This window comes from Acinetobacter lwoffii, from assembly GCF_052078135.1.
In the GTDB taxonomy this organism is placed as follows: Bacteria; Pseudomonadota; Gammaproteobacteria; order Pseudomonadales; family Moraxellaceae; genus Acinetobacter; species Acinetobacter lwoffii_Z.
Map to the genome: position 1 here is coordinate 98,279 of NZ_JBQGUZ010000010.1, position 20,006 is coordinate 118,284.

The 20,006-nt window shown below is 43.2% G+C and carries 25 protein-coding genes; 18 read left to right on the forward strand and 7 right to left on the reverse strand.

The genetic code is table 11. The annotated features are described in order from the left end of the window. Positions 1 to 147: 147 nt before the first annotated feature. On the forward strand, positions 148 to 495 hold the full coding sequence (locus ACTL4S_RS08650; RefSeq protein WP_005106128.1) for a hypothetical protein: 348 nt from the start codon (positions 148 to 150) through the stop codon (positions 493 to 495). Between the two features lie 69 nt (positions 496 to 564). On the opposite strand, the gene ACTL4S_RS08655 is transcribed toward ACTL4S_RS08650, so the two are convergent. Both ACTL4S_RS08655 and ACTL4S_RS08660 read right to left on the reverse strand, forming a co-directional pair. Further along, positions 565 to 996 carry a GNAT family N-acetyltransferase gene (locus tag ACTL4S_RS08655; RefSeq protein ID WP_441299178.1) on the reverse strand — a complete coding sequence of 144 codons (432 nt, stop codon included), beginning with the start codon at positions 994 to 996 and terminating at the stop codon, positions 565 to 567. After that, positions 990 to 2,213: a class I SAM-dependent methyltransferase gene (locus tag ACTL4S_RS08660; RefSeq protein ID WP_409655007.1), complete on the reverse strand. Its 1,224-nt coding sequence runs from the start codon at positions 2,211 to 2,213 to the stop codon at positions 990 to 992. The genes ACTL4S_RS08655 and ACTL4S_RS08660 overlap by 7 nt, the downstream gene beginning before the upstream one ends. Positions 2,214 to 2,315: 102 nt before the next feature. Between ACTL4S_RS08660 and trhA the strand changes: the two genes are divergently transcribed. From trhA to ACTL4S_RS08675, 3 genes are all read left to right on the forward strand, one after another. Then, positions 2,316 to 2,960, forward strand: coding sequence for a PAQR family membrane homeostasis protein TrhA (gene trhA, locus ACTL4S_RS08665; protein ID WP_253159474.1), 645 nt, complete (start codon positions 2,316 to 2,318; stop codon positions 2,958 to 2,960). 142 nt (positions 2,961 to 3,102) lie between these two features. Next, positions 3,103 to 4,410: an MFS transporter gene (locus ACTL4S_RS08670; protein WP_004281697.1), complete on the forward strand. Its 1,308-nt coding sequence runs from the start codon at positions 3,103 to 3,105 to the stop codon at positions 4,408 to 4,410. A 133-nt stretch (positions 4,411 to 4,543) separates the two neighbouring features. Continuing rightward, entirely contained in the window at positions 4,544 to 4,945 is a 402-nt protein-coding gene (locus ACTL4S_RS08675) for a hypothetical protein (RefSeq protein ID WP_004732173.1), read from the forward strand. A gap of 24 nt (positions 4,946 to 4,969) precedes the next feature. Here ACTL4S_RS08675 and ACTL4S_RS08680 read toward each other — a convergent pair whose 3' ends face one another. Beyond that, positions 4,970 to 5,980 carry a metallophosphoesterase gene (locus ACTL4S_RS08680; RefSeq protein ID WP_253113516.1) on the reverse strand — a complete coding sequence of 337 codons (1,011 nt, stop codon included), beginning with the start codon at positions 5,978 to 5,980 and terminating at the stop codon, positions 4,970 to 4,972. Positions 5,981 to 6,081: 101 nt separating this feature from the next. Between ACTL4S_RS08680 and ACTL4S_RS08685 the strand changes: the two genes are divergently transcribed. Next, entirely contained in the window at positions 6,082 to 7,716 is a 1,635-nt protein-coding gene (locus tag ACTL4S_RS08685) for a phospholipase D family protein (RefSeq protein WP_004645955.1), read from the forward strand. 36 nt (positions 7,717 to 7,752) lie between these two features. On the opposite strand, the gene ACTL4S_RS08690 is transcribed toward ACTL4S_RS08685, so the two are convergent. Next, complete coding sequence (locus ACTL4S_RS08690) at positions 7,753 to 8,562, reverse strand: lysophospholipid acyltransferase family protein (protein ID WP_004645956.1); 810 nt, start codon at positions 8,560 to 8,562, stop codon at positions 7,753 to 7,755. A gap of 189 nt (positions 8,563 to 8,751) precedes the next feature. On the opposite strand from ACTL4S_RS08690, the gene ACTL4S_RS08695 reads away from it, so the two are divergent. The 8 genes from ACTL4S_RS08695 to ACTL4S_RS08730 all read left to right on the forward strand — a co-directional run bounded on the left by ACTL4S_RS08695 (position 8,752) and on the right by ACTL4S_RS08730 (position 13,687). Beyond that, a complete protein-coding gene (locus tag ACTL4S_RS08695; protein ID WP_005104169.1) occupies positions 8,752 to 8,883 on the forward strand; it encodes a hypothetical protein in 132 nt (43 codons plus the stop codon). A 77-nt stretch (positions 8,884 to 8,960) separates the two neighbouring features. Continuing rightward, positions 8,961 to 10,301: a ribosome rescue GTPase HflX gene (hflX, locus tag ACTL4S_RS08700; protein WP_441299179.1), complete on the forward strand. Its 1,341-nt coding sequence runs from the start codon at positions 8,961 to 8,963 to the stop codon at positions 10,299 to 10,301. A gap of 40 nt (positions 10,302 to 10,341) precedes the next feature. Beyond that, positions 10,342 to 10,713, forward strand: coding sequence for a hypothetical protein (locus tag ACTL4S_RS08705; protein WP_004281691.1), 372 nt, complete (start codon positions 10,342 to 10,344; stop codon positions 10,711 to 10,713). A gap of 9 nt (positions 10,714 to 10,722) precedes the next feature. Continuing rightward, the gene (locus tag ACTL4S_RS08710) at positions 10,723 to 11,397 is read left to right on the forward strand and encodes an LrgB family protein (RefSeq protein ID WP_004281690.1); all 675 of its coding nucleotides are present in this window, start codon (positions 10,723 to 10,725) and stop codon (positions 11,395 to 11,397) included. An 86-nt stretch (positions 11,398 to 11,483) separates the two neighbouring features. After that, complete coding sequence (locus tag ACTL4S_RS08715; protein ID WP_005106118.1) at positions 11,484 to 11,930, forward strand: DUF2147 domain-containing protein; 447 nt, start codon at positions 11,484 to 11,486, stop codon at positions 11,928 to 11,930. Between the two features lie 203 nt (positions 11,931 to 12,133). Beyond that, the gene (locus ACTL4S_RS08720) at positions 12,134 to 12,583 is read left to right on the forward strand and encodes a DUF2147 domain-containing protein (RefSeq protein WP_441299180.1); all 450 of its coding nucleotides are present in this window, start codon (positions 12,134 to 12,136) and stop codon (positions 12,581 to 12,583) included. 60 nt (positions 12,584 to 12,643) lie between these two features. After that, entirely contained in the window at positions 12,644 to 13,093 is a 450-nt protein-coding gene (locus ACTL4S_RS08725; RefSeq protein ID WP_004645963.1) for a DUF2147 domain-containing protein, read from the forward strand. 147 nt (positions 13,094 to 13,240) lie between these two features. Next, entirely contained in the window at positions 13,241 to 13,687 is a 447-nt protein-coding gene (locus tag ACTL4S_RS08730) for a DUF2147 domain-containing protein (protein WP_004281686.1), read from the forward strand. 51 nt (positions 13,688 to 13,738) lie between these two features. Here the strand turns inward: ACTL4S_RS08730 and ACTL4S_RS08735 are convergent, their stop codons facing one another. The 3 genes from ACTL4S_RS08735 to pdxA are packed head-to-tail and all read right to left on the reverse strand — an operon-like array spanning position 13,739 to position 16,405. After that, entirely contained in the window at positions 13,739 to 14,584 is an 846-nt protein-coding gene (locus ACTL4S_RS08735) for a symmetrical bis(5'-nucleosyl)-tetraphosphatase (RefSeq protein ID WP_441299181.1), read from the reverse strand. 6 nt (positions 14,585 to 14,590) lie between these two features. Then, positions 14,591 to 15,403 carry a 16S rRNA (adenine(1518)-N(6)/adenine(1519)-N(6))-dimethyltransferase RsmA gene (gene rsmA / locus ACTL4S_RS08740; protein WP_004645966.1) on the reverse strand — a complete coding sequence of 271 codons (813 nt, stop codon included), beginning with the start codon at positions 15,401 to 15,403 and terminating at the stop codon, positions 14,591 to 14,593. A gap of 33 nt (positions 15,404 to 15,436) precedes the next feature. Continuing rightward, positions 15,437 to 16,405, reverse strand: a complete 969-nt coding sequence (gene pdxA, locus ACTL4S_RS08745) for a 4-hydroxythreonine-4-phosphate dehydrogenase PdxA (protein WP_004645967.1) — start codon at positions 16,403 to 16,405, stop codon at positions 15,437 to 15,439. Positions 16,406 to 16,710: 305 nt separating this feature from the next. Between pdxA and rplM the strand changes: the two genes are divergently transcribed. The 5 genes from rplM to ACTL4S_RS08770 all read left to right on the forward strand — a co-directional run bounded on the left by rplM (position 16,711) and on the right by ACTL4S_RS08770 (position 19,628). Then, positions 16,711 to 17,139 carry a 50S ribosomal protein L13 gene (rplM, locus tag ACTL4S_RS08750; protein WP_004281682.1) on the forward strand — a complete coding sequence of 143 codons (429 nt, stop codon included), beginning with the start codon at positions 16,711 to 16,713 and terminating at the stop codon, positions 17,137 to 17,139. A 13-nt stretch (positions 17,140 to 17,152) separates the two neighbouring features. Further along, on the forward strand, positions 17,153 to 17,539 hold the full coding sequence (gene rpsI, locus ACTL4S_RS08755) for a 30S ribosomal protein S9 (protein ID WP_004281681.1): 387 nt from the start codon (positions 17,153 to 17,155) through the stop codon (positions 17,537 to 17,539). A gap of 331 nt (positions 17,540 to 17,870) precedes the next feature. Then, a complete protein-coding gene (locus ACTL4S_RS08760; RefSeq protein ID WP_253113530.1) occupies positions 17,871 to 18,524 on the forward strand; it encodes a glutathione S-transferase N-terminal domain-containing protein in 654 nt (217 codons plus the stop codon). A 9-nt stretch (positions 18,525 to 18,533) separates the two neighbouring features. Then, on the forward strand, positions 18,534 to 18,962 hold the full coding sequence (locus ACTL4S_RS08765; protein ID WP_191112653.1) for a ClpXP protease specificity-enhancing factor: 429 nt from the start codon (positions 18,534 to 18,536) through the stop codon (positions 18,960 to 18,962). 18 nt (positions 18,963 to 18,980) lie between these two features. Next, positions 18,981 to 19,628, forward strand: coding sequence for a hypothetical protein (locus tag ACTL4S_RS08770; RefSeq protein WP_441299182.1), 648 nt, complete (start codon positions 18,981 to 18,983; stop codon positions 19,626 to 19,628). The last annotated feature ends 378 nt before the right edge of the window (positions 19,629 to 20,006 follow it).

The window sequence follows — 20,006 nt, forward strand, 5'->3', positions numbered from 1 at the left end:
AAAAAAGAGGAACGTGTTTCCTCTTTTTTATTCTCTGAATTTACTTCAAGCAATAAACAGAGTCATGTGATGACAGATTTTGATCTGCTTTTTGATCAATTTATGTTATAAAGTTACATAAGTTTGGTATCCACGTGGGTAAAACCTATGACTGATCACAGTTCACCTGAAAAATCTCCTTGGGGTTGGAAAGCACTTATCATCTTCTGTATTTTAGGTGGATTATTCATGCTTATTTTTTGGCTCGCGATAAGTAATGAACCGGATTACATGCCAAGCCAGCAAAATAAACAGACTACCCAGCAACACGCTTTTAAAAATGCACCAACGATGTCTCCAGAAGCCATTGCCAAAGCACAAGCAGATCGTGAAGCACGTGAAGCTGCCAATACGGCCCATCCAGGTACGACAGCCGCTGAACACAATATGTCAGCTGAAGAACATGCCAATATGGATAATGCCGAGCACAGCTCAAATGCAGCACATGGCCACTGATCCAGATTCAGTCTATGCATCAAAAAGCGAGGTCAATGCCTCGCTTTTTCGTATTTGAATGGCTGAAAATTAAAGCTTTAAATACATATCAATATGCGGAATTCCACAATCCAGATATTCATAACCTTGAGCTTCAAATCCCAGCGCTTGATAGAAGCCAATGGCGTGCACTTGCGAAGACAGCTTTACCAACTTACGCTGCTCTGCACGCGCATAGTCAATCACGGCCTGCATCAAGCGCTGACCAACACCTAAACCGCGTGCTGTTGTTAGGACTGCAACCCGACCGATACTATTATTTGACAATAAGCGTGCTGTAGCAATCGCCTGATCCTGCTGAAAAACAATGAAATGTACAGCAACCGCATCCTCAGCATCCCACTCATCTTCAGCTGCTATATGCTGTTCTTGAATAAATACGGCTTCACGAATCATTTTGGCAGGCGTTGCCAAATCCTTCCAGCTGCCGGACACTATTTTCAATTCTGGATTATTTAGCATTTAGAACCAATTCCCTGCTGATCCCATTGATCATTAAGCAACAATTCCAGTGAATGTTTCTGGATCCCATACATCTCTTTTAGTGCCTGGATTTGTGCCAGAACTTCCTGATCGGGTTGTTGATAGTCTTTGCGTTTTATCGCCAGAATCATTTTATTTTTACTGGTATGTTCCAGCGCCACAAATTCAAAAACTTTGGTTTCATAACCATAAGCTTTGAGCAGTAAAGCACGAATGGTATCGGTCAACATTTCTGCCTGCTGTCCGGCATGAATACCAAACTGTAACATCGGGCTGAGGACTTTTGGCGCCTGCAACTGCGGACGCAATTCCTTATGACAACACGGTGCACACATGATCATCTGTGCATTCAGGCGAATCCCGCTATGAATCGCAAAATCTGTTGCTACATCACAGGCATGTAAGGCAATCATCACATCCAGACGTTCTGGCGCATAAGTACGCACATCCCCCTGGAAAAAGTCCAGCTGATCAAAACCAGATTGCTGCGCGACATTCTGGCAGAATTCAACCATTTTCGGATTAAGCTCTACCCCCGTGACATGCGGCGTTTGACCATGTTTTTGCATATAGTCATATAAAGCACAGGTCAGATAGCCTTTACCCGAACCAAAATCCACCACGCGCAGGCCTTCGGCTTGTGGCTTAATCTGCGCCAGGGCACCTGAGAAAATTTCCACAAACTTATTAATCTGCTTCCATTTGCGCGCCATGCTCGGAATAATTTGCGCTTTTTGATCGGTAATCCCGAGATGCTGGAGAAAGATACTGTCCTGATCGACAAAACGTTGTTTAATCCGGTCATGACCTTGTTCAGCAGGCTTCGCCTGATTCATCGCTACTTTATGTTTACTGCGCGTTAACATGGCTTTTTTCTTGTTTTTTTTCAGCTGTAATTCTTCATCGACGGTGATCAGATTGGCTTGTTTGCAACACGCCAGTAGTGAAGTAACCTGAAATAATGCTTCATCCAAAGGATAATTCTTGGTGACATCCTGCGTCTTGTAACGATACAGGCAGCTCAATACGCGCTGTTCATTTAATGTAATGACTCGCAAGGTAATTTTTTCTAAATCCTGCAGTTCACCTTTATACTGGCTTAAGATCAGGCGATCAAATTGATCCCTTTCAACAGCTTGCTGAAAGGTGTCCAAGAATTGCTGTTCCTGATCTGAGAGAGTTGCCAACGTTGACATAGATAAAACCTGAAATGAATTGCGCATCAAGTTTAAATCTTCTTAACCTAAAAGCAAAATTGAATTACTATACAAGTGTATATTTGAAGAAGAATGACAATCATGCAGAATGCTCCATTGGTTCCAGATTATGATCAAAATGAGGAACGGATTAACTATATTAGTCATGGTGTAGGTGCCGGACTATCTATTATTGCCGGTATTCTTTTGATTATTAAAGGGTCTTACCTCAGTACTGGACAATGGATTGGACTGTGGGTTTATGCACTGAGCATGATTCTGCTGTTTTCTGCTTCAATGCTTTACCACATGGCCACTGCAGCAGACCGCCGTTATTTTTATAAAAAAATCGATCATACTGCGATTTATTATTTAATCGCCGGAACCTATACCCCTTTCCTGTCGATTGCCATTCCGACTGCCAAAGCCCAGTATTTATTGATTGCTCTCTGGGTGATTGCTCTTCTTGGTACACTTTTCAAGTTCGTTTTCATTCATCGTTTTCAGAAACTTTCTTTGGCGGCTTATCTGGCCATGGGCTGGCTGGCGCTGCTGGTGATTGATGATATGCAGCAATATTTAAGTGCTCAATCTTTAACCTTTCTCATCATTGGTGGACTCGCTTATACCGTGGGTGCATTGTTTTACGCTTTAAAAAGAGTAAGATATACCCACGCTATCTGGCACATATTTGTATTGATAGGCGCAGGATCACATTTTCTGTCTATCTATCTTTACGTGATTTAATCATCTCCTTTTTCATTTCAGTGACCCTGAGCGAGTTGAAGCGAGAAGATTGCAGTTGTTTTTTTAAAAAATTACGCCTTTTTTAAAAAGATTACGCTTTTAAAACTAAGTTTTTTTATTTTTAGTAAGTGTAAGGTTTTCCATGGCGTCGTCTAATTCTGCTGCTCAGCCAGCACAAAATTCAAAATTTCGCGTTTTAACAGCGAGCTTGGTAGGCACCACAATCGAATTCTTCGATTTTTATATTTATGCCACCGCTGCTGTCATTATTTTTCCGTATCTGTTCTTCCCTACCAGTACAGATCCGATGACCGCAACCATTCAGTCTCTTGCGACTTTTGCCATTGCCTTTATTGCCCGTCCGATTGGTGCAGCATTATTTGGTCATTTAGGTGACCGGATCGGACGAAAAGCCACCTTGGTCGCTGCTTTGCTGACTATGGGGATTTCAACCGTTGCGATTGGTCTATTGCCAACTTATGCGCAAATCGGAATTGCTGCGCCACTGTTACTTGCACTGTGCCGTTTAGGTCAGGGCTTGGGTCTGGGTGGTGAATGGTCAGGTGCGGTACTTCTTGCAACTGAAAATGCCCCGGAAGGCAAACGTGCCTGGTATGGCATGTTCCCGCAACTGGGTGCTCCGATCGGCTTTATTCTGGCAACAGGTTCTTTCCTGACGCTTGGCGCTTTCATGTCTGAAGCTGACTTTATGGCTTGGGGCTGGCGTATTCCGTTTATCTCAAGTGCCTTGTTGGTAATTGTCGGTTTATGGATCCGTTTAAAACTGCATGAAACGCCTGCTTTCCAGAAAGTGCTGGATAAACAAAAAGAAGTAAATGTTCCTTTTGTTCAAGTGTTCAAAAAGCACTCTCGTATGCTGGTTCTGGGTACGATTGCTGCAATCTGTACATTTGTTGTGTTCTACCTTACTACGGTATTTGCATTGCAATGGGGAACCAAACAACTCGGTTATTCCCGTGAAGAATTCCTGCAATTGCAGTTAGTTGCAACCCTGTGTTTTGCTGCATTCATCCCGCTTTCAGCAGTATTGGCAGAGAAATTTGGCCGTAAGACTACTTCCATTGCGGTATGTGTCATTTCTGCGATCTTCGGTATCTTCTTTGCAGATATGCTTGAATCTGGCAGCACCTTGGTGGTGTTCCTGTTCTTGTGTATTGGTCTGGCGATTATGGGCTTAACTTATGGGCCAATCGGTACTGTATTGTCTGAAATCTTCCCGACTTCAGTACGTTATACAGGTTCTGCATTAACCTTTAACTTGGCAGGTATTTTCGGCGCATCATTTGCACCGCTAATCGCAACCAAGCTGGCAACGGCCTATGGTCTGTCTGCAGTCGGTTATTACCTGACCGCAGCATCTATCCTGTCGCTTGTCGCGTTTTTACTGATTCGTGAAACCAAGAATGATGATGTAAACAATCAGATCTAAGATTTTAGATTGATTCAAAAGCCAGCACTTGATGCTGGCTTTTTTTATCATTTCACAACAAAACTCGGCTACTTATCTCGTTAAATTTGCTCAACAATCCAATGAACTCAATTTAAAAAAATGAGGCAAGGCCATGCAGGATCTTATTGAATACCTCTCGCAGGAGCAGTTGGTCAATATCATTATTTTGCTGGAAGATGATAAAAAATTAGAAGCTGTTCGCTATATCACCGAGAATACACCCTTGGACGAAGCTCAGGCGCTGCAAGTGATTGATGAAATTGTGCGGGAACATGATGTGGTCATGAAGCATGAAAGTACCGGTCCACGCTTTAGTGATGATGCCGGTGATATCGACCTGGTGACACCGCCACTGGAAATCCCCACCCATCCTAGTTTGAGCACATCCACAGAAGCTGAAATCACTGCGCAACAATTACGTGAAAATGTGCCAACCCGAAAAATTGAAAAGAAAATCTGGATGATGGCGGCCGTCGCAGTGGTCTTGCTGATTCTGGTCTGGATCATCAGTTAACGCGGTACAGAATGCCGGCTGAATTTAAATCAGTTCAATAATATCAATGGTAGGCGGCACCCGGAAACGGAAAGGTACACCGACCAAACCGGTACCGACAGTCACGAACACATCTGCATGTTCATGACGGTACATGCCCTTTTTATGTCCCAAAATTGAAACCTTTTTCATGACGTAATCGGTCAGCCAAGGCAGCTCCACCTGTCCGCCATGGGTATGCCCGGACAGCATTAAAGGACGTGTCGGCAGTTTCGGAATCATATCGACCGTATCCGGGTTATGCGAAAGAATGACCCAAGGCTTGTCCTGAGGCAAGTCTGGCAAACTGCGCATGTCGGCTTTTCCAGCCCAGAGATCACCCACGCCCAAAAGTCGGAATTCATCAAATTCGACAATTTGACCTTCAATATCCATGACCTGATTGACTTGTAGTGCATAGTGCAACAGTTCCCGAATCGGCGGTCCGGGATATTGTTCGTCATGATTGCCATTGACTGAATAGACCGGAGCGTGAATCTCTTTTAAAACTGCCAATTCCTGTGCCAGTTTATTTTCTGGCTCGTAAGTCCAGTCGCCAGCAACCACCACCAAATCAGGTTGAATATGATTTAATTTGTGTACAATTTGTCGCAACTGACGCTCATGACCCGAAAACAGACCGATATGCAAATCTGCAATCAGGGCGATTTTCACCGGCTGCTTTAAACGTTTATCTGCATTGATCTGATATTGTGTCGTTTTCACTTGAATTAAATGCGGCTCGATAAAGCGTGCATAAGTCAAAACCCCACTGAGCAAAAATACAAAAATGGCTTCATGCAGAGAATAATACCCTGTCCATCCAGCATAAATACTGAAGAAAACCAAAGGGATTAATAAATAGGCAAGATAAAACGCCAGCAAATGACCAAAAGCTTTAAAGGGATGAATGGTTTCGGTACGTGATTGGCTCGACCATGCCTGAGCCACAGCCCAGATGGCTAAAATCGCCATTCCTAGATAAAAATAAAACAGTACGGAATTCGAATCCCACATAAATTGGCCTTATTCAGTCGAGCAGCAGATTACTGGCTTTATATTTATCTTTTCATAGCTGGCAATTATACTCAATTCTAATTTTTCATTCTTCGACTTATATGGCCACTGCTCCCCGCGATCAAGTTCATCTTCAATCCTCAAGTTTTATACGCACTCATCGCTATAAAGCCGGCATTTTACTGAGCTGTAGCCTGGTACTGGGTCTGCCTGCGTGTAGCACCTTACCCAAGCAAACCGAACAGCCAAGCCAGATGGCATTTGAAACGGATACATCGCGAACCAGCCTGGCACAAATTGTTGAACCTTTACGTGATCAGAACATCGGGTTGACCGGTTATCGCGTGCTGTATGATCCGCTTGAAGCACTGGCTGCGCGGATTCAGCTGATTAATAAAGCGGAACGCAGTCTGGATCTGCAATATTACATTTGGGATAATGACCGAATCGGTGCCCTCGCCCTGCATGCGATTATTCAGGCAGCGGATCGTGGCGTAAAAGTGCGCCTGTTGATGGATGACAATAATGCCAAGAAAATGGAAGGGATTTATCTGGCCTTAAACCAGCATCAGAATATCGATGTCAAACTGTATAATCCCTATCGCTTTCGTAAATACCGCGCCATGGACATGGTGCTGGATTTAAAGCGCATTAACCGCCGCATGCACAATAAAAGTTTTATTGCCGATAACCAGATTGCCTTGATTGGCGGCCGCAATATGAGCAACCAGTATTATAATGTCAGTGAAAGCTATCAGTTCTCTGATGTCGATGTGATGCTGGTCGGTGCGGCATCGGATGAAATCATTCATTCCTTCGATGAATACTGGAATGATGATTATGCCTATCCGGTGCAAGAGGTTGTGAATCCACGGCATCATGGCTTACGTTTTCCAAGTTTAAAAGAACAGCTAGAAACCCATAGTCAGGATCCAGCGACTCAAAATTATCTGGATCTGGCCAATCGTTCCAGAGCCTTTGACCAATGGCTGGAACAAAACATTCAGCTGGATTGGGTGGAAGCTGAAGTGGTCAAAGATCCACCGAGCAAAATCAAAGCCAAGGCCAAAACCGAAGAACACCTGAATTTCCAGTTATTACAGCGCCTGGAAAAACCTGAACAAAGTGTCGATATTGTCTCTGCCTATTTTGTCCCGGAAAAAATTGGTGCAGACCGTTTAAAGAAACTGGCGAATGAGAATATCAAGGTTCGCGTCCTGACCAACTCTTTTAAGGCCAACGACGTTGCCGTGGTGCATGCCTTTTATGCCAAATATCGTCAGGATCTATTGGAAAATGGGGTGCAGCTGTATGAGTTCTTGGCAGCGCCAGAAGCTAATCACCTAAATGCCAATACTGAGGAAATTTCGAAAAAAGCTAAAGTCAGCCTGAAAGGACTGAGCCGTTCCAGCCTGCATGCCAAACTGATGGCACTGGATCAAAAACAGGTGTTTATTGGTTCTTTTAACTTTGATCCGCGTTCAGCCTATTTGAATACTGAAATTGGCGTGTTGCTGAACAGTCCGTCTTTGGCACGTGCAGTACACGACACCATGGACAAAAATTTAAGCAAATATGCGTATAAACTGGTGCTGGATGCGAATCAGAACATTAACTGGAAAATCAAGAAAGCCAATGGTGACGTTCAAACGTTTACCAAAGAACCAAAAATGAAATGGTATCAGAAAGCTGGACTTAAACTGGTGTCGTGGCTGCCTATTGAAGGCTTTATGTAAGTTTGATTCTTTGAACAAAAACCATAAAAAAGCCTCTTATTGAGGCTTTTTTAATACCCGTGACTGAAGTTCAACTAGGCCAGTCTGCATTTTTTCTTGGACCACACGGGTAAGGCTTTCAACCGTATGCCCTTCCGTGGCAATTGCAGGTAAAGCCACTAAATGTGCAATGACTTGCGGCATTTCCAGTACTTTTTTGACATGGGCAGCAAAACTGATGTCATTGACAAACGGCGCAACCATATCCAGTTCACCCTGCTGATTCACATAACAAATCAGACAGATTTGTACAGGACGCTGCGCTTCAATCGCGGCGCCTAAAATCCGGCCGTGCACTTTTTTGATGGCTCGCCCATCAGAAGTCGTCGCTTCAGGAAAGAACAGCACCGGAATATTCTGTTTCAGGAAACCGGTAATTTGTTCACGAATCCTGACGGAATCTCCTGAACCACGTTTAATAAATAAGGTGCCACCACCCTTGGCCAATTTGCCTAGAATTGGCCAGTTCTCAATTTCTGCTTTCGCCAGAAAAAATACGCGTGCCCCTGAACCCAGAACTGCAATATCGAGCCAGGACACATGGTTACTGACCCATAAGGCGGGTTCACGCGGAATCTCGCCATGTACCCGCACTTCGATATTGAATACTTTGCATAACTGGCGGCAAAAATGTTGCACATAGCGAGTATTGGTCGGGTTATTCGGATTTTTATATAAGCCATGACGAAAAACCAAATAGAACCCCTCACTGATGGTGGCCAATGAGGCGGTAATTTTCCGGCTATACAGAAAAAACTTGGCCAAGCCTTCGATATCTGGAGTCTGGTTTTGTACAGTTGAGTTCATAAAAACGTCATTAAATCCTAAGCGAGATACAGGGAATATCCACGAATTAAACTCATTCTATACTGTTCATTCGCAACTTGCATTGATAATAAAAATCGACCAATAGCATCTATATCTTCAATTTTAATTGGATTAAAAAATCATTCAAAATAAAACTATCGAAATATTAGATTGAAAAGGATCGTAGCCATGCCAGATCAAACCCAGCCCGCGAACGACACACCTCCGCCTTTACAAGTGCTCAAATATATTTTGGGCGGCACCTTCATCTATGCCGTGGTACTGGTAACACTTGCACAACTGTTTATCAGCGCACTTTAAACCAAAGCCGCGCTAATTCGGTATCTGCTCAGCCCTTTTTCAACTACACTAAAGTTTTCAAGTGGAGATTGGCCTGAGTGGAATATTTACAACAACATCGAGGGAAAGAGCGCGTCATTCTGGTGAGTGTCAGCGTACAAATGCTGGATGACCTTGATGCTGAAGAGTTTCGTTTACTGGCCCAGTCTGCAGATGCTGAAATTCTGGAACATATTTATGCTCAGCGGGTGAAACCCGATGCCAAATTTTTTATCGGCTCCGGCAAGGCAGAAGAAATCGCTGAGCGTGTTGAAGAACTGGATGCCAATCTGGTCATTTTTGACCATGCCCTGACCCCAGCCCAAGCCCGAAATCTGGAACAGGTGATCAAATGCCGCGTGGTCGATCGTACTGAACTGATTCTGGATATTTTTGCCCAGCGTGCCCGTACCTATGAAGGTAAGCTGCAAGTCGAACTGGCACAGCTACAACATTTATCTTCACGTTTAATTCGTAGTCGTGGCAATCTCGACAGTCAGAAAGGCGGGATCGGTTTACGTGGTCCCGGTGAAACCCTGCTGGAAACTGACCGCCGCTTGCTGCGTATCCGTATGGGACAGCTCAAGGCACGCATTGATAAAGTCCGCCAAACCCGGATGCAAGGTCGTGTAGCCCGTCAAAAAGCGGCTGTTCCAACAGTATCTTTAGTCGGCTATACCAATGCAGGCAAGTCGACCCTGTTTAACTTACTCGCCAACAGCGATGTCTATGCAGCCGATCAGCTGTTTGCCACTTTGGACCCTACTTTACGGCGTCTGGAATGGGATGGGATTGGCAATCTGGTACTGGCCGATACGGTAGGTTTTGTCCGTAACCTTTCCCATTCGCTGGTTGAATCCTTTAAAGCAACTTTGGAGGAAACCGTAGAAGCCACGCTGTTACTGCATGTCATTGATTCAAGCAGCCCAGAAATGCTGGAGCAGATTGAAGCTGTAGAAAAAGTGCTGAAAGAAATTGGTGCCGATGTTCCGATCCTGCAGGTTTATAACAAAATTGACTGTAGCGGTGAAGAAGCCAAAATTATTTATCGACGTCCAGGTGAACCGGAACGGGTCTATGTTTCGGCACATAGTGGCGAAGGTATCGACCTGCTGCGTAAAGCGGTACATGAGTCCTTGATGGGGCAACTACAGTCCTTCGATTTAATCCTGAAACCCGCTTATGGCAAGCTGCGTAACCAGCTCTATAGTTTGAATGTGATCCAGTCTGAACATTATGATGATGAAGGTCAGCTACATCTGCATATTCGAATTGCCCCACAAAAACTGGAACAGTTGATTAAACAGGCGCATTTACCTGTAGATGAAATTCTAGGCAAACAGGCGCAGCAATTTCAGCGTCCACTGGAAGCGTTTGAAATCCAGTCAAAGATCGAGTAAAACTTGATAAGTAAACTTATTAATATTAATGATCATAGCAATGAACTGGATAAAACGAATAGATTGGCCAGCATGGATTGGCACCCTGTTACTGATTATTGTCTTTCGGGAAGCTTCGGTCTGGTTAATGACCCAACTGAATCATCCTGAATTAGGCAATCTGGTCGGGTTATTGAGCCTTTTAATTGCGCTGTTTACCTGGCGCTACTTCGGCAAACTCCCCGCCCGCCTCGTAGATACCAATAACAAACTGATGAAGGAAAGTGCCTTTGCTTTCCTGCCTGTCAGTGCAGGTGCACTGATGATGCTGGTACATATGGGCCAGAAAATTCCGGCCTTTCTGTTCATCATGTTTTTCAGCACCCTGATTCCTTTATGGATTTACGCCAAAATGGCCAAGCGCTGGTTATAGGAGTTCCGCATGTTATCTATTTTGTATGGCTTTGCGGTTACGCTCAGCGCCTATCTGATTGCCAAACCCTGTAACCGGTTCATACCGCAAATTCCCGTCATCGTGTTCAGCATGTTCTTTGTACTGGTGATTTTATTTGTGCTGGGCATTCCCTATGAAAATTACATGGATGAAGTTAATCCGCTTTTCAACCATTTACTCGGCTATGTGACCGTCGCCCTGGCTATCCCTCTGGCCGCGATGCGCTACGATGACTTGCCGCTCAAAGCCATTATCGGCATTTTGGTTTTTGCCAGTATCAGTGCTGTCGCCTTGCCGATGGGACTGGCTTATCTGCTGCATATGTCCTCTGCAGACATTATGGCGTTTGCTACCCGTGCCGTGACTACTCCAATTGCGATTAATATTGCCACCCTGCTGGATGCACCCATCAGCATGGTCATTTTGATCGTGATTCTTTCTGGTGTGATTGGTGCAGCTTTTTCTCCATTTATTCTGAGACATATCAATGATGAGCGCGCTTCCGGACTGGCTTTAGGACTGGCCGCGCATGCTATTGGTACAGCTCAGGCCTGGCAGCGCGGCAGTGTTGCAGGTCGTTATGCTGCTTTTGGCATGGCGGTAAATGCGGTCTTTACCGCGATCTGGTTGCCAACTTTTATACTTTATTTGCAAAAAATGTGACTAGTGAATCAAATTATTCATTTGTTTTATAGGGTAATCGTTCTTACTATAGAGTAAGAACACTAATCTCACCTAGGAACAGATATATGAAAAAGGTTCAATTCTTTTCAACTTTACTTTTAGCCTCTTTCAGCCATCTGGCTTTGGCCTCTGACCTTTCAGGGACATGGAGAAATATTGACGACAAAACTGGTTCACCTAAAGCATTCCTCGAAATTCGTGAGACGGCTTCCGGCGTCTATGCTGCCAAGATCACAAAAATCACCCCGCGTCCTGGATATACCCCGAAAGAAAACTGTGTGTCCTGTCCTGCACCTTATACCAATAAACCTATTCTCGGTCTGGATGTGCTCACTGGCTTAAAGCACGTCGGCAATAACAGTTTTGCTCAAGGCAAGCTGCTTGATCCATTATCAGGGAATCTTTATAACACCAAGGCAAAATTAAGTGCCAATGGGAAACGTCTTATTCTACGTGGTTATATCGGGGTATCAGCGCTTGGCCGTAGTCAAACCTGGATTAAGCAGGATTAATTCCTGCTTAATTAAAAAAATGTGATGGAGTTATGCTTTAGTAGATAGAAGCTTGCATTTTAATGCATTAAGTTGTATGAATATTAAACATATGCTTTTTTCATGCAATATAGATTATGAAAGTGTATTAACGTAGTTTGCATCATCGTTCACCACATGGAATTAGGTGAATGTTCATAAAAAAATAAGGATAAGGATATCGCATGTATAAAATCGCAATTTTAACTGTTTTTTCAGCTTCTTTATTCACAGGCTCTATGGCCTTTGCTCAGGAGTTATCTGGTCTTTGGCAACAGATTGATGATAAAACTGGTTCACCTAAAGCATTGATTGAAATGAAAACTCAGGCTGATGGCTCGTATACCGGAACGATTACTAAAGTCACACCTCGCCCAGGTTATACACCACGGGAAAAATGTGTCAAATGTCCACCACCTTACACCGATAAACCGATTTTGGGATTAGACGTTATTAAAGGACTGAAACCCACCAACAAAAATAACTATGCACATGGCCGGGTACTCGATCCACTCACCGGCAAAATTTATGATTTAAAAGGGCGGATTTCTGCCAATGGGAAACGACTGACTTTACGTGGATATATCGGGATCTCTGCAATTGGTCGCACACAAACCTGGATTCGCCAGGATTAATAAAAACAGCACTTCTGTGTTGGGGATATTTTATTCATCTATAAAAAAGGCATAAATATAATGAAACAAACTAAATTAGGATTAATGTTCATCGCTGCACTGATGACTGGGACTGCTTATGCACAGGATCTGACGGGCATCTGGCAGCAAATTGATGATAAAACCGGCTCACCAAAAGCGATTATTGAAATTCGTCAAAATGATAATGGGACTTTTGCCGGAAAAATTATTAAAGTGACTCCACGTCCAGGCTATACTCCACAAAAGACCTGCAATAAATGTCCCGCGCCTTATACCAATCAGCCGATCATGGGCATGGATGTATTGACTGGTTTAAAACATGTGGAAGGCACCAACAATTATGAAAAAGGTAAAGTGATTGATCCATTGGCAGGTAAAGTTTATGACGCTCGAGTGCGTCTAAATGCCAATGGTAAACGTTTAACCTTGCGTGGTTATGTGGGTGTGTCCGCTTTAGGCCGTAGCCAGACCTGGATTCGCCAAGATTAATACCTAATTCTCATTATTCAAAAAAGCTGCCAAATTGGCAGCTTTTTTTAGTGTATCAACTCTATAGTATTCAGATAAGTGTTGACTATTTTAGTAAGATTTCTAACATGAGCGGGCGATGATAAAAATTCTTTGGAATGACTCTCTATGTTTAAAAAAATATTACTTGCCGCGCTTACAGCAGGATGTATGACGAATTTGTGGGCAGACGATATCACCGGGACCTGGCAACAAATTGATGATAAAACGGGGGCGGCTAAAGCGATTATCGTCATTAGCAAAGAAGCAAATAATACCTATTCAGGCAAAATTGTAAAAATCACGCCTCGCCCAGACTATAATCCACGTGAAAAATGCAATAACTGCCCTGCACCTTATACCAATCAGCCTATTTTAGGCATGACCATTTTAAAAGGCCTAAAACTGGTTGAAGGCACCAAGAATTATGACAAAGGTCGTATTATCGACCCATTGGCAGGTAAAATTTATGATGCAAAAATGCGTTTAAACAATACGGGTAAACGTTTAACCTTACGTGCCAGTATTGGCGTTTCAGTTCTAGGCCGTAACCAGACCTGGATTCGAGCAGACTAAATTTTAAAACTAAAAAGCCACGTAATCACGTGGCTTTTTTATGGAATGTGCTTACATCGCCGGATTATCCACTGCAAACATCTGCTGATCTTCTAGGCGGAATGCCATCAGTTGATTACCCCAGACACAACCGCCATCTACATTCTGAATCTTGTTCGAAATGGTTTTACCATTCAAGGCGGCCCAGTGACCAAACAGGATCTGATGACTTTTCGCAGCCTGTGATTCAAACTCAAACCAAGGTTTAAAACCTTCCGGCATCGGATCATCCAGCGCATCTTTAAAGCTGTATTCCAGACGTCCCTCAGCGTCAGTTAAACGCATTCGGGTGAGGTAGTTCACGATACAGCGAATACGTTCATGGCCTTGTAGCTGATCCGACCAAAGTGCGGGTTCTTTCCCGAACATTTCTTTCAGAAAATCATCCAGCACCTCGAAGTCATCATGAGCAATGATCGCTTCGACTTCTTGTGCCAATTGAGCAGTTTTTTCTGCACTCCAGATATTCGGAATCCCAGCATGCGTCAGGATAGTCTGCTCATTTGGAAATAGACACATTGGCTGTTTGCGCAGCCAGTCAATCAAGTCATCACTGTCGATCGCATCAATCACATCACGAACATTGTCTTTTTCTTTCACCGGTTTGATGCCGCGGGCATAAGCCAGCAAAGTCAAATCATGATTTCCCAAGACCGCCGCAGCCGCACCTTGCTCAGCCAGCTTTTTGATAAACCGCAATGCTGCAATTGAGTTTTCACCACGTGCAACTAAATCTCCAGCAAACCAGATAAAATCTCGTTCTGCATCAAACTGGATTTCTTTGAGTAAAGCTTTCAAAGCCTCAAAACAGCCTTGAACATCCCCAATCACATAATTATATCGAGCAGTGCGGTTCATCGTAATTTATGCCACCATTTGATCTGAAAGTGCAACAAACTGTTCAAGGGTCAGGGTTTCTGGACGTGCCATCGGGTCAACACCCGCTTTTTCAAAACCCTCTTCGACCAACATACCCTTCAAGCTGTTACGCAAGGTTTTACGACGCTGGGTAAAGACATGAGATACCAGACGTGCCAGCGCTTTTTCATTCTTCGCCACAATCGGTTTAACTTTATAAGGCTCTAAACGGAATACCGCAGAAGTTACTTTTGGAGGCGGATTAAAAGATCCAGGTGGCACTTCGAACAAGAAAGTCGGTTTACAGAAATATTGAATCATCACCGACAGACGGCCATATTCTTTGGTATTGGGTGATGCGGTAATGCGGTCTACCACTTCTTTTTGCAGCATGAAATGCATGTCTTGCACTTTGTCACCAAATTCCAAGAGATGGAATAACAGTGGCGTTGAAATATTATAGGGCAAGTTACCGACGACACGTAATGGACGATCTTCCTGGAACAATTGAGAATAATCATATCTCAATGCATCGGCTTCAATAATGGTTAAACGTTCAGGATGCGGCACACGACCCGGCAGGCCAGCAGCCAGATCACGATCCAGCTCAAGTACGGTTAAGGCATCACATTCACCAATTAAAGGTGAAGTCAAAGCGGCCAGACCCGGGCCAATTTCTAGAATGTTCTGACCTGGACGCGGATTGACTGAGCGTACAATTTTGGCAATGACACGCTGGTCATGTAAAAAGTTTTGACCAAATCTTTTTCGAGCCTGATGCCCTTCATCTTTTGGGTTTAAGGCATTAATTTGATACATAAAAACATTTCCAACGTGAGTGATGAACAATAATCAGTGGCGCGCCAGATCGAGGGCTAAATCGACAGCAACGTGCAGGCTGGAACTTTTCGCAAGTCCCGTCCCCGCAAGGGAGAGTGCTGTGCCATGATCAACAGAAGTTCGAATAAACGGTAAGCCGAGGGTAATATTAATGGCTTCACCAAAGCCCTGTGATTTTAACACAGGTAAGCCCTGATCGTGATACATCGCCAGAACAGCATCAGCATCTTTTAGGTTTTCTGGAGTAAATAAAGTATCAGCAGGTAGGCTTAAACTCATGTTGATACCTTGGGCACGATAGCTTTCGAGTACCGGATTGATCACTTCAATTTCTTCCATCCCCAAATAACCGCCCTCCCCGGCATGCGGATTTAAACCGCAAACCAGTATATTCGGCTGTTCAATCTTGAATTTGGATTTCAGGTCGTGAATCAGAATATCAATCACCTGATGCAAGCGTTCAGGCGTAATCGCATCTGCCACGGCACGAAGCGGAAGATGGGTAGTGGCCAAGGCCACGCGTAAAGTTTTGGTGGCCAGCATCATGACTACACGTGGAACACCAGCAAATTCCTGGTAATACTCGGTATGACCACTAAAAGAAATGCCCGCTTCATTTATCACGGACTTTTGTACAGGCGCAGTCGCGACGCCGACACTTTTTCCTGACATGGCATAGTCTGCGGATCGACGCAGTTGCTCCAGTACATAAGCCGCATTGTTCAGATTCAGCTCACCCAATACGACGTCTTGCTGCACGGGAACATGCTCTACAAATAGCTGACCGATGCCTGAAGATGACTCCTGTCCTTGATATTCAATCAGCTCAACCGATAATTTGAGTATCTGAGCACGTTGCTCGAGCATATGAATATCCGCCAATACCACAATTGGGCGCTCATCAACACGATCTGCAAGACTCAGGCAAATATCAGGACCAATTCCGGCAGGTTCCCCACTGGTGACATATAAAGGCAGCATCATCTTCTCAATTTGGCAAAGCTGAGAAATATTATAACCCGATCACGCCTACGCTGTAGTAATCATTGCAAAGAGTACTTATAAATCAATATTTTGATACCTTTGAAACTATGGTTACAAATATATTTGCAGTTTTTGTAGCATATAAAGGCTTAGGTCTTTCTTTCACCAGGGAGATTAGATAAAATACAGCGCTTGAAATTTTAATTTTCATTTGTGATTCTTCACGTATTCGTTTAGAATCGCGTCTCCTTTAGTTTGGACAGATTCCATAGTCCAAACCAACTATAATAGGTAGTGGTTTAATGAAAACTCTCAGCGCTAAGCCAGCTGAAGTTCAACACGACTGGTACGTTGTTGATGCTTCTGGCAAAACTTTAGGTCGCCTTGCGACTGAAATCGCTCGTCGTTTACGCGGTAAGCATAAAACTTCTTATACTCCTCACGTTGACACTGGCGACTACATCGTTGTTATCAATGCTGAAGAAATCACTGTGACTGGTAAAAAGTCACAAGATAAGAAATACTATCGCCACACTGGTTTCCCTGGTGGTATCCGTGAGACTAACTTTGAAAAGTTAATCGCTCACAAACCAGAAGCAGTTCTAGAAAAAGCTGTTAAAGGTATGTTACCTAAAGGTCCTCTTGGTTATGCAATGATCAAGAAAATGAAAGTGTATGCAGGTACTGAGCATCCACACGCTGCTCAACAGCCACAAGTTTTGGACATCTAAGGGATAACAGCACATGGCTACTAATTATGGTACAGGTCGCCGTAAGACCGCAACTGCACGTGTTTTCCTATCAGCTGGTACTGGTAAACTCGTAATTAACAACCGTACTCTTGAACAGTATTTCGGTCGTGAAACTGCTCGTATGGTTGTTAACCAACCACTTGAGCTTCTTGAAGCTACTGACAAATATGACCTTTACATCACTGTTGCTGGTGGTGGTATTGGTGGTCAAGCAGGCGCTATCCGTCACGGTATTACTCGTGCATTGATCGCTTCTGACGAAACTTTAAAACCTGCTCTTCGTCAAGCTGGTTTCGTTACTCGTGATGCTCGTGAAGTTGAACGTAAGAAACTTGGTTTACGTAAAGCTCGTAAACGTCCTCAGTTCTCTAAACGTTAATTCGTTTACCGAATCGGACAAAAAACCCTGGATTTTCCAGGGTTTTTTTATGGCGGTTAGTGGGTCATTTAGAACTTTTTTCTTGTTATTGTTCATGTACATCCTTACCCCATACCCCTTCGTGACACCAGAATGACTTCATCAAATAATAATTTGCGATCCCAATACAGATAAACAGCAAAATGACAGGAAGCTTGATCAGCATCTTATTTTCCTCCAGTTGTTTTTCTTATAATCTACCTCGGCTCAAGCCGATTGATCTTTGATGCTTGGTGCTTTTTAGGTTGAATTTTAGTATCCTAGTCTATTCATTAGAAGCTCATCAGGATTTATGTCAGTCGAAAGCGCGCCTCTTCAAGGAATCACTCTCTATAGTCATGCCGATGACTTTCGTTCCCATTGGATTCGCTATGTGCTTACCGAAAAACAGATTAAATATAACCTGATTTTGGTGGATGCCGATGATGAGGATCTGGCCAGTCTCAATCCTTATAATCAATTGCCGATGCTGATCGAAAATGAACTTAAATTATTTAATACTTCAATTATCTCAGAATATGTAGATGATCGTTATCGCCAGAATAAACTGTATGCCGATGCCCCAATACCACGCGCAGAGCAACGACAATACATCTGGCGCTTTGAAAATGACTGGTTAAAGCTGGCTGATCTCATGTTATGCCATCCTGATACGCTGGATAAGAAAGCCAGAACTCAGGCACAAAAGCAGTTACAGGATATTCTGATTTCACTGATGCCACTATTCCAGCATTTTCCCTATTTTATGTCTGAACAATTTAGTATCCTGGATTGTATGCTGGCACCAATTTTTATCCGTCTGAAACAGATGGGCGTAGAATTACCACAGCAGCAATGCCGTCCGTTTTATTTATATTGCCAACGAATTTTCAGTCGTCCTGCCTTTGTAAAATCCATGACATTACAGGAAAAGAACCGTTATTCAGCGCAACTCAAGCACCCGTAGAGAAACCTCATGTCCGAACAAGAATTCAACCTTAGCCCTACCCGTCCCTATATGGCACGTGCAATCTATGAGTGGGTTTGTGATAACAATATGACGCCTTACCTGCTGGTGGATGCCACACGCCCAAATACCATGGTTCCTGAGCAGTTTATTAAAGACGGACAGATTGTCCTGAATATTGTGCCACATGCCGTACATGCGCTGCATATGAGCAATGATGCCATTAGCTTCTCGGCTCGCTTTGGTGGCGTTTCTCGTGATATTTATGTTCCTATGGCAGCAGTACTCGGTATTTATGCACGTGAAAATGGTCAAGGTTTATTCTTTGATCCAAGTGAATATGAGCATACACAAAATGATGAAGATGCTTTAAAATCAAGCACTGAAGAACAAACTGAACAACCAAAGAAAAAACCGACTTTAAGACTATTAGATTAAAAATAATGGAGCAAGTGAATGGCTTTTGATTTAGTACAATATTTTGTTGAACAGATAGAGACTCAAAAGCCTGAGCTTCTAAAAGACTATACAAAAGAAGAAAGACGAAAATATATATCAGAAATCAATGCCTTAACTTTAGGTAAACTTATTACTGAATGGCGTCATAACCCACAAAAAATTTATAATGAAATCAATCATCCTGATGAATTATATATACTAGAAATCGTGCGTCATCTGGCTACCAGTCCGGAAAATCAATCTACTTTGGATCGAGCTCAGCTTGAACAGAGTACTTCAGAAATTTTTCATTTACAGCTTATCGAATTAAAACAACTACATGATACCGGCAACCATAATATTCATAGCATCCAGGAATTGCTGACCGGTCAAATTGAACATTTGTCTGGTCAAGCAGATGATTGGGTTTGGATAACAAACAAGCTAACAGAACTCAAAGGCTCTAAACCAATTGTGCAAGAAGAGCTATCATTGGAAGCATCAATGAAGGAGTTTAATCAAATGGTAAGCCAGAATCAGCAGCATCAAGATATCGAAGAAGTGATTTTTGTCGACACCCCAAAATGGGCAAAGATTGTTGAACCAATCGTAGCGATTGCCATTCTTTGGGTATTAATTGCAGCCGTAATGCGTGTGTTTGGATAAAATAGCCAGCAGTAAAAAACCAGCGATTCGCTGGTTTTTTATTTTTTAAGATTTATAAGATAGGACTGTAAAATCTTTTAGATCAAACTATATCGATCGGATAACACTAGTCATATTAACGTGAATCATCCTTCTAAGAAGACTTTAATAAGATTTCAGATAAATACTTCTATACACTTAAATTAATAAGTTCGTGGAGCTCGATAGGAAGTGAATGCATATAGAAATCAGAATCAGAAATAAAAGACTTATTTCTAAAATCCCACGCATAAAAAAATCCCCCTCTGCTAATGCGGAGGGGGATTTTGGAATAATGAGCTGGCGATGACTTACTCTCACATGGGTAATCCCACACTACCATCAGCGCTAAGAGGTTTC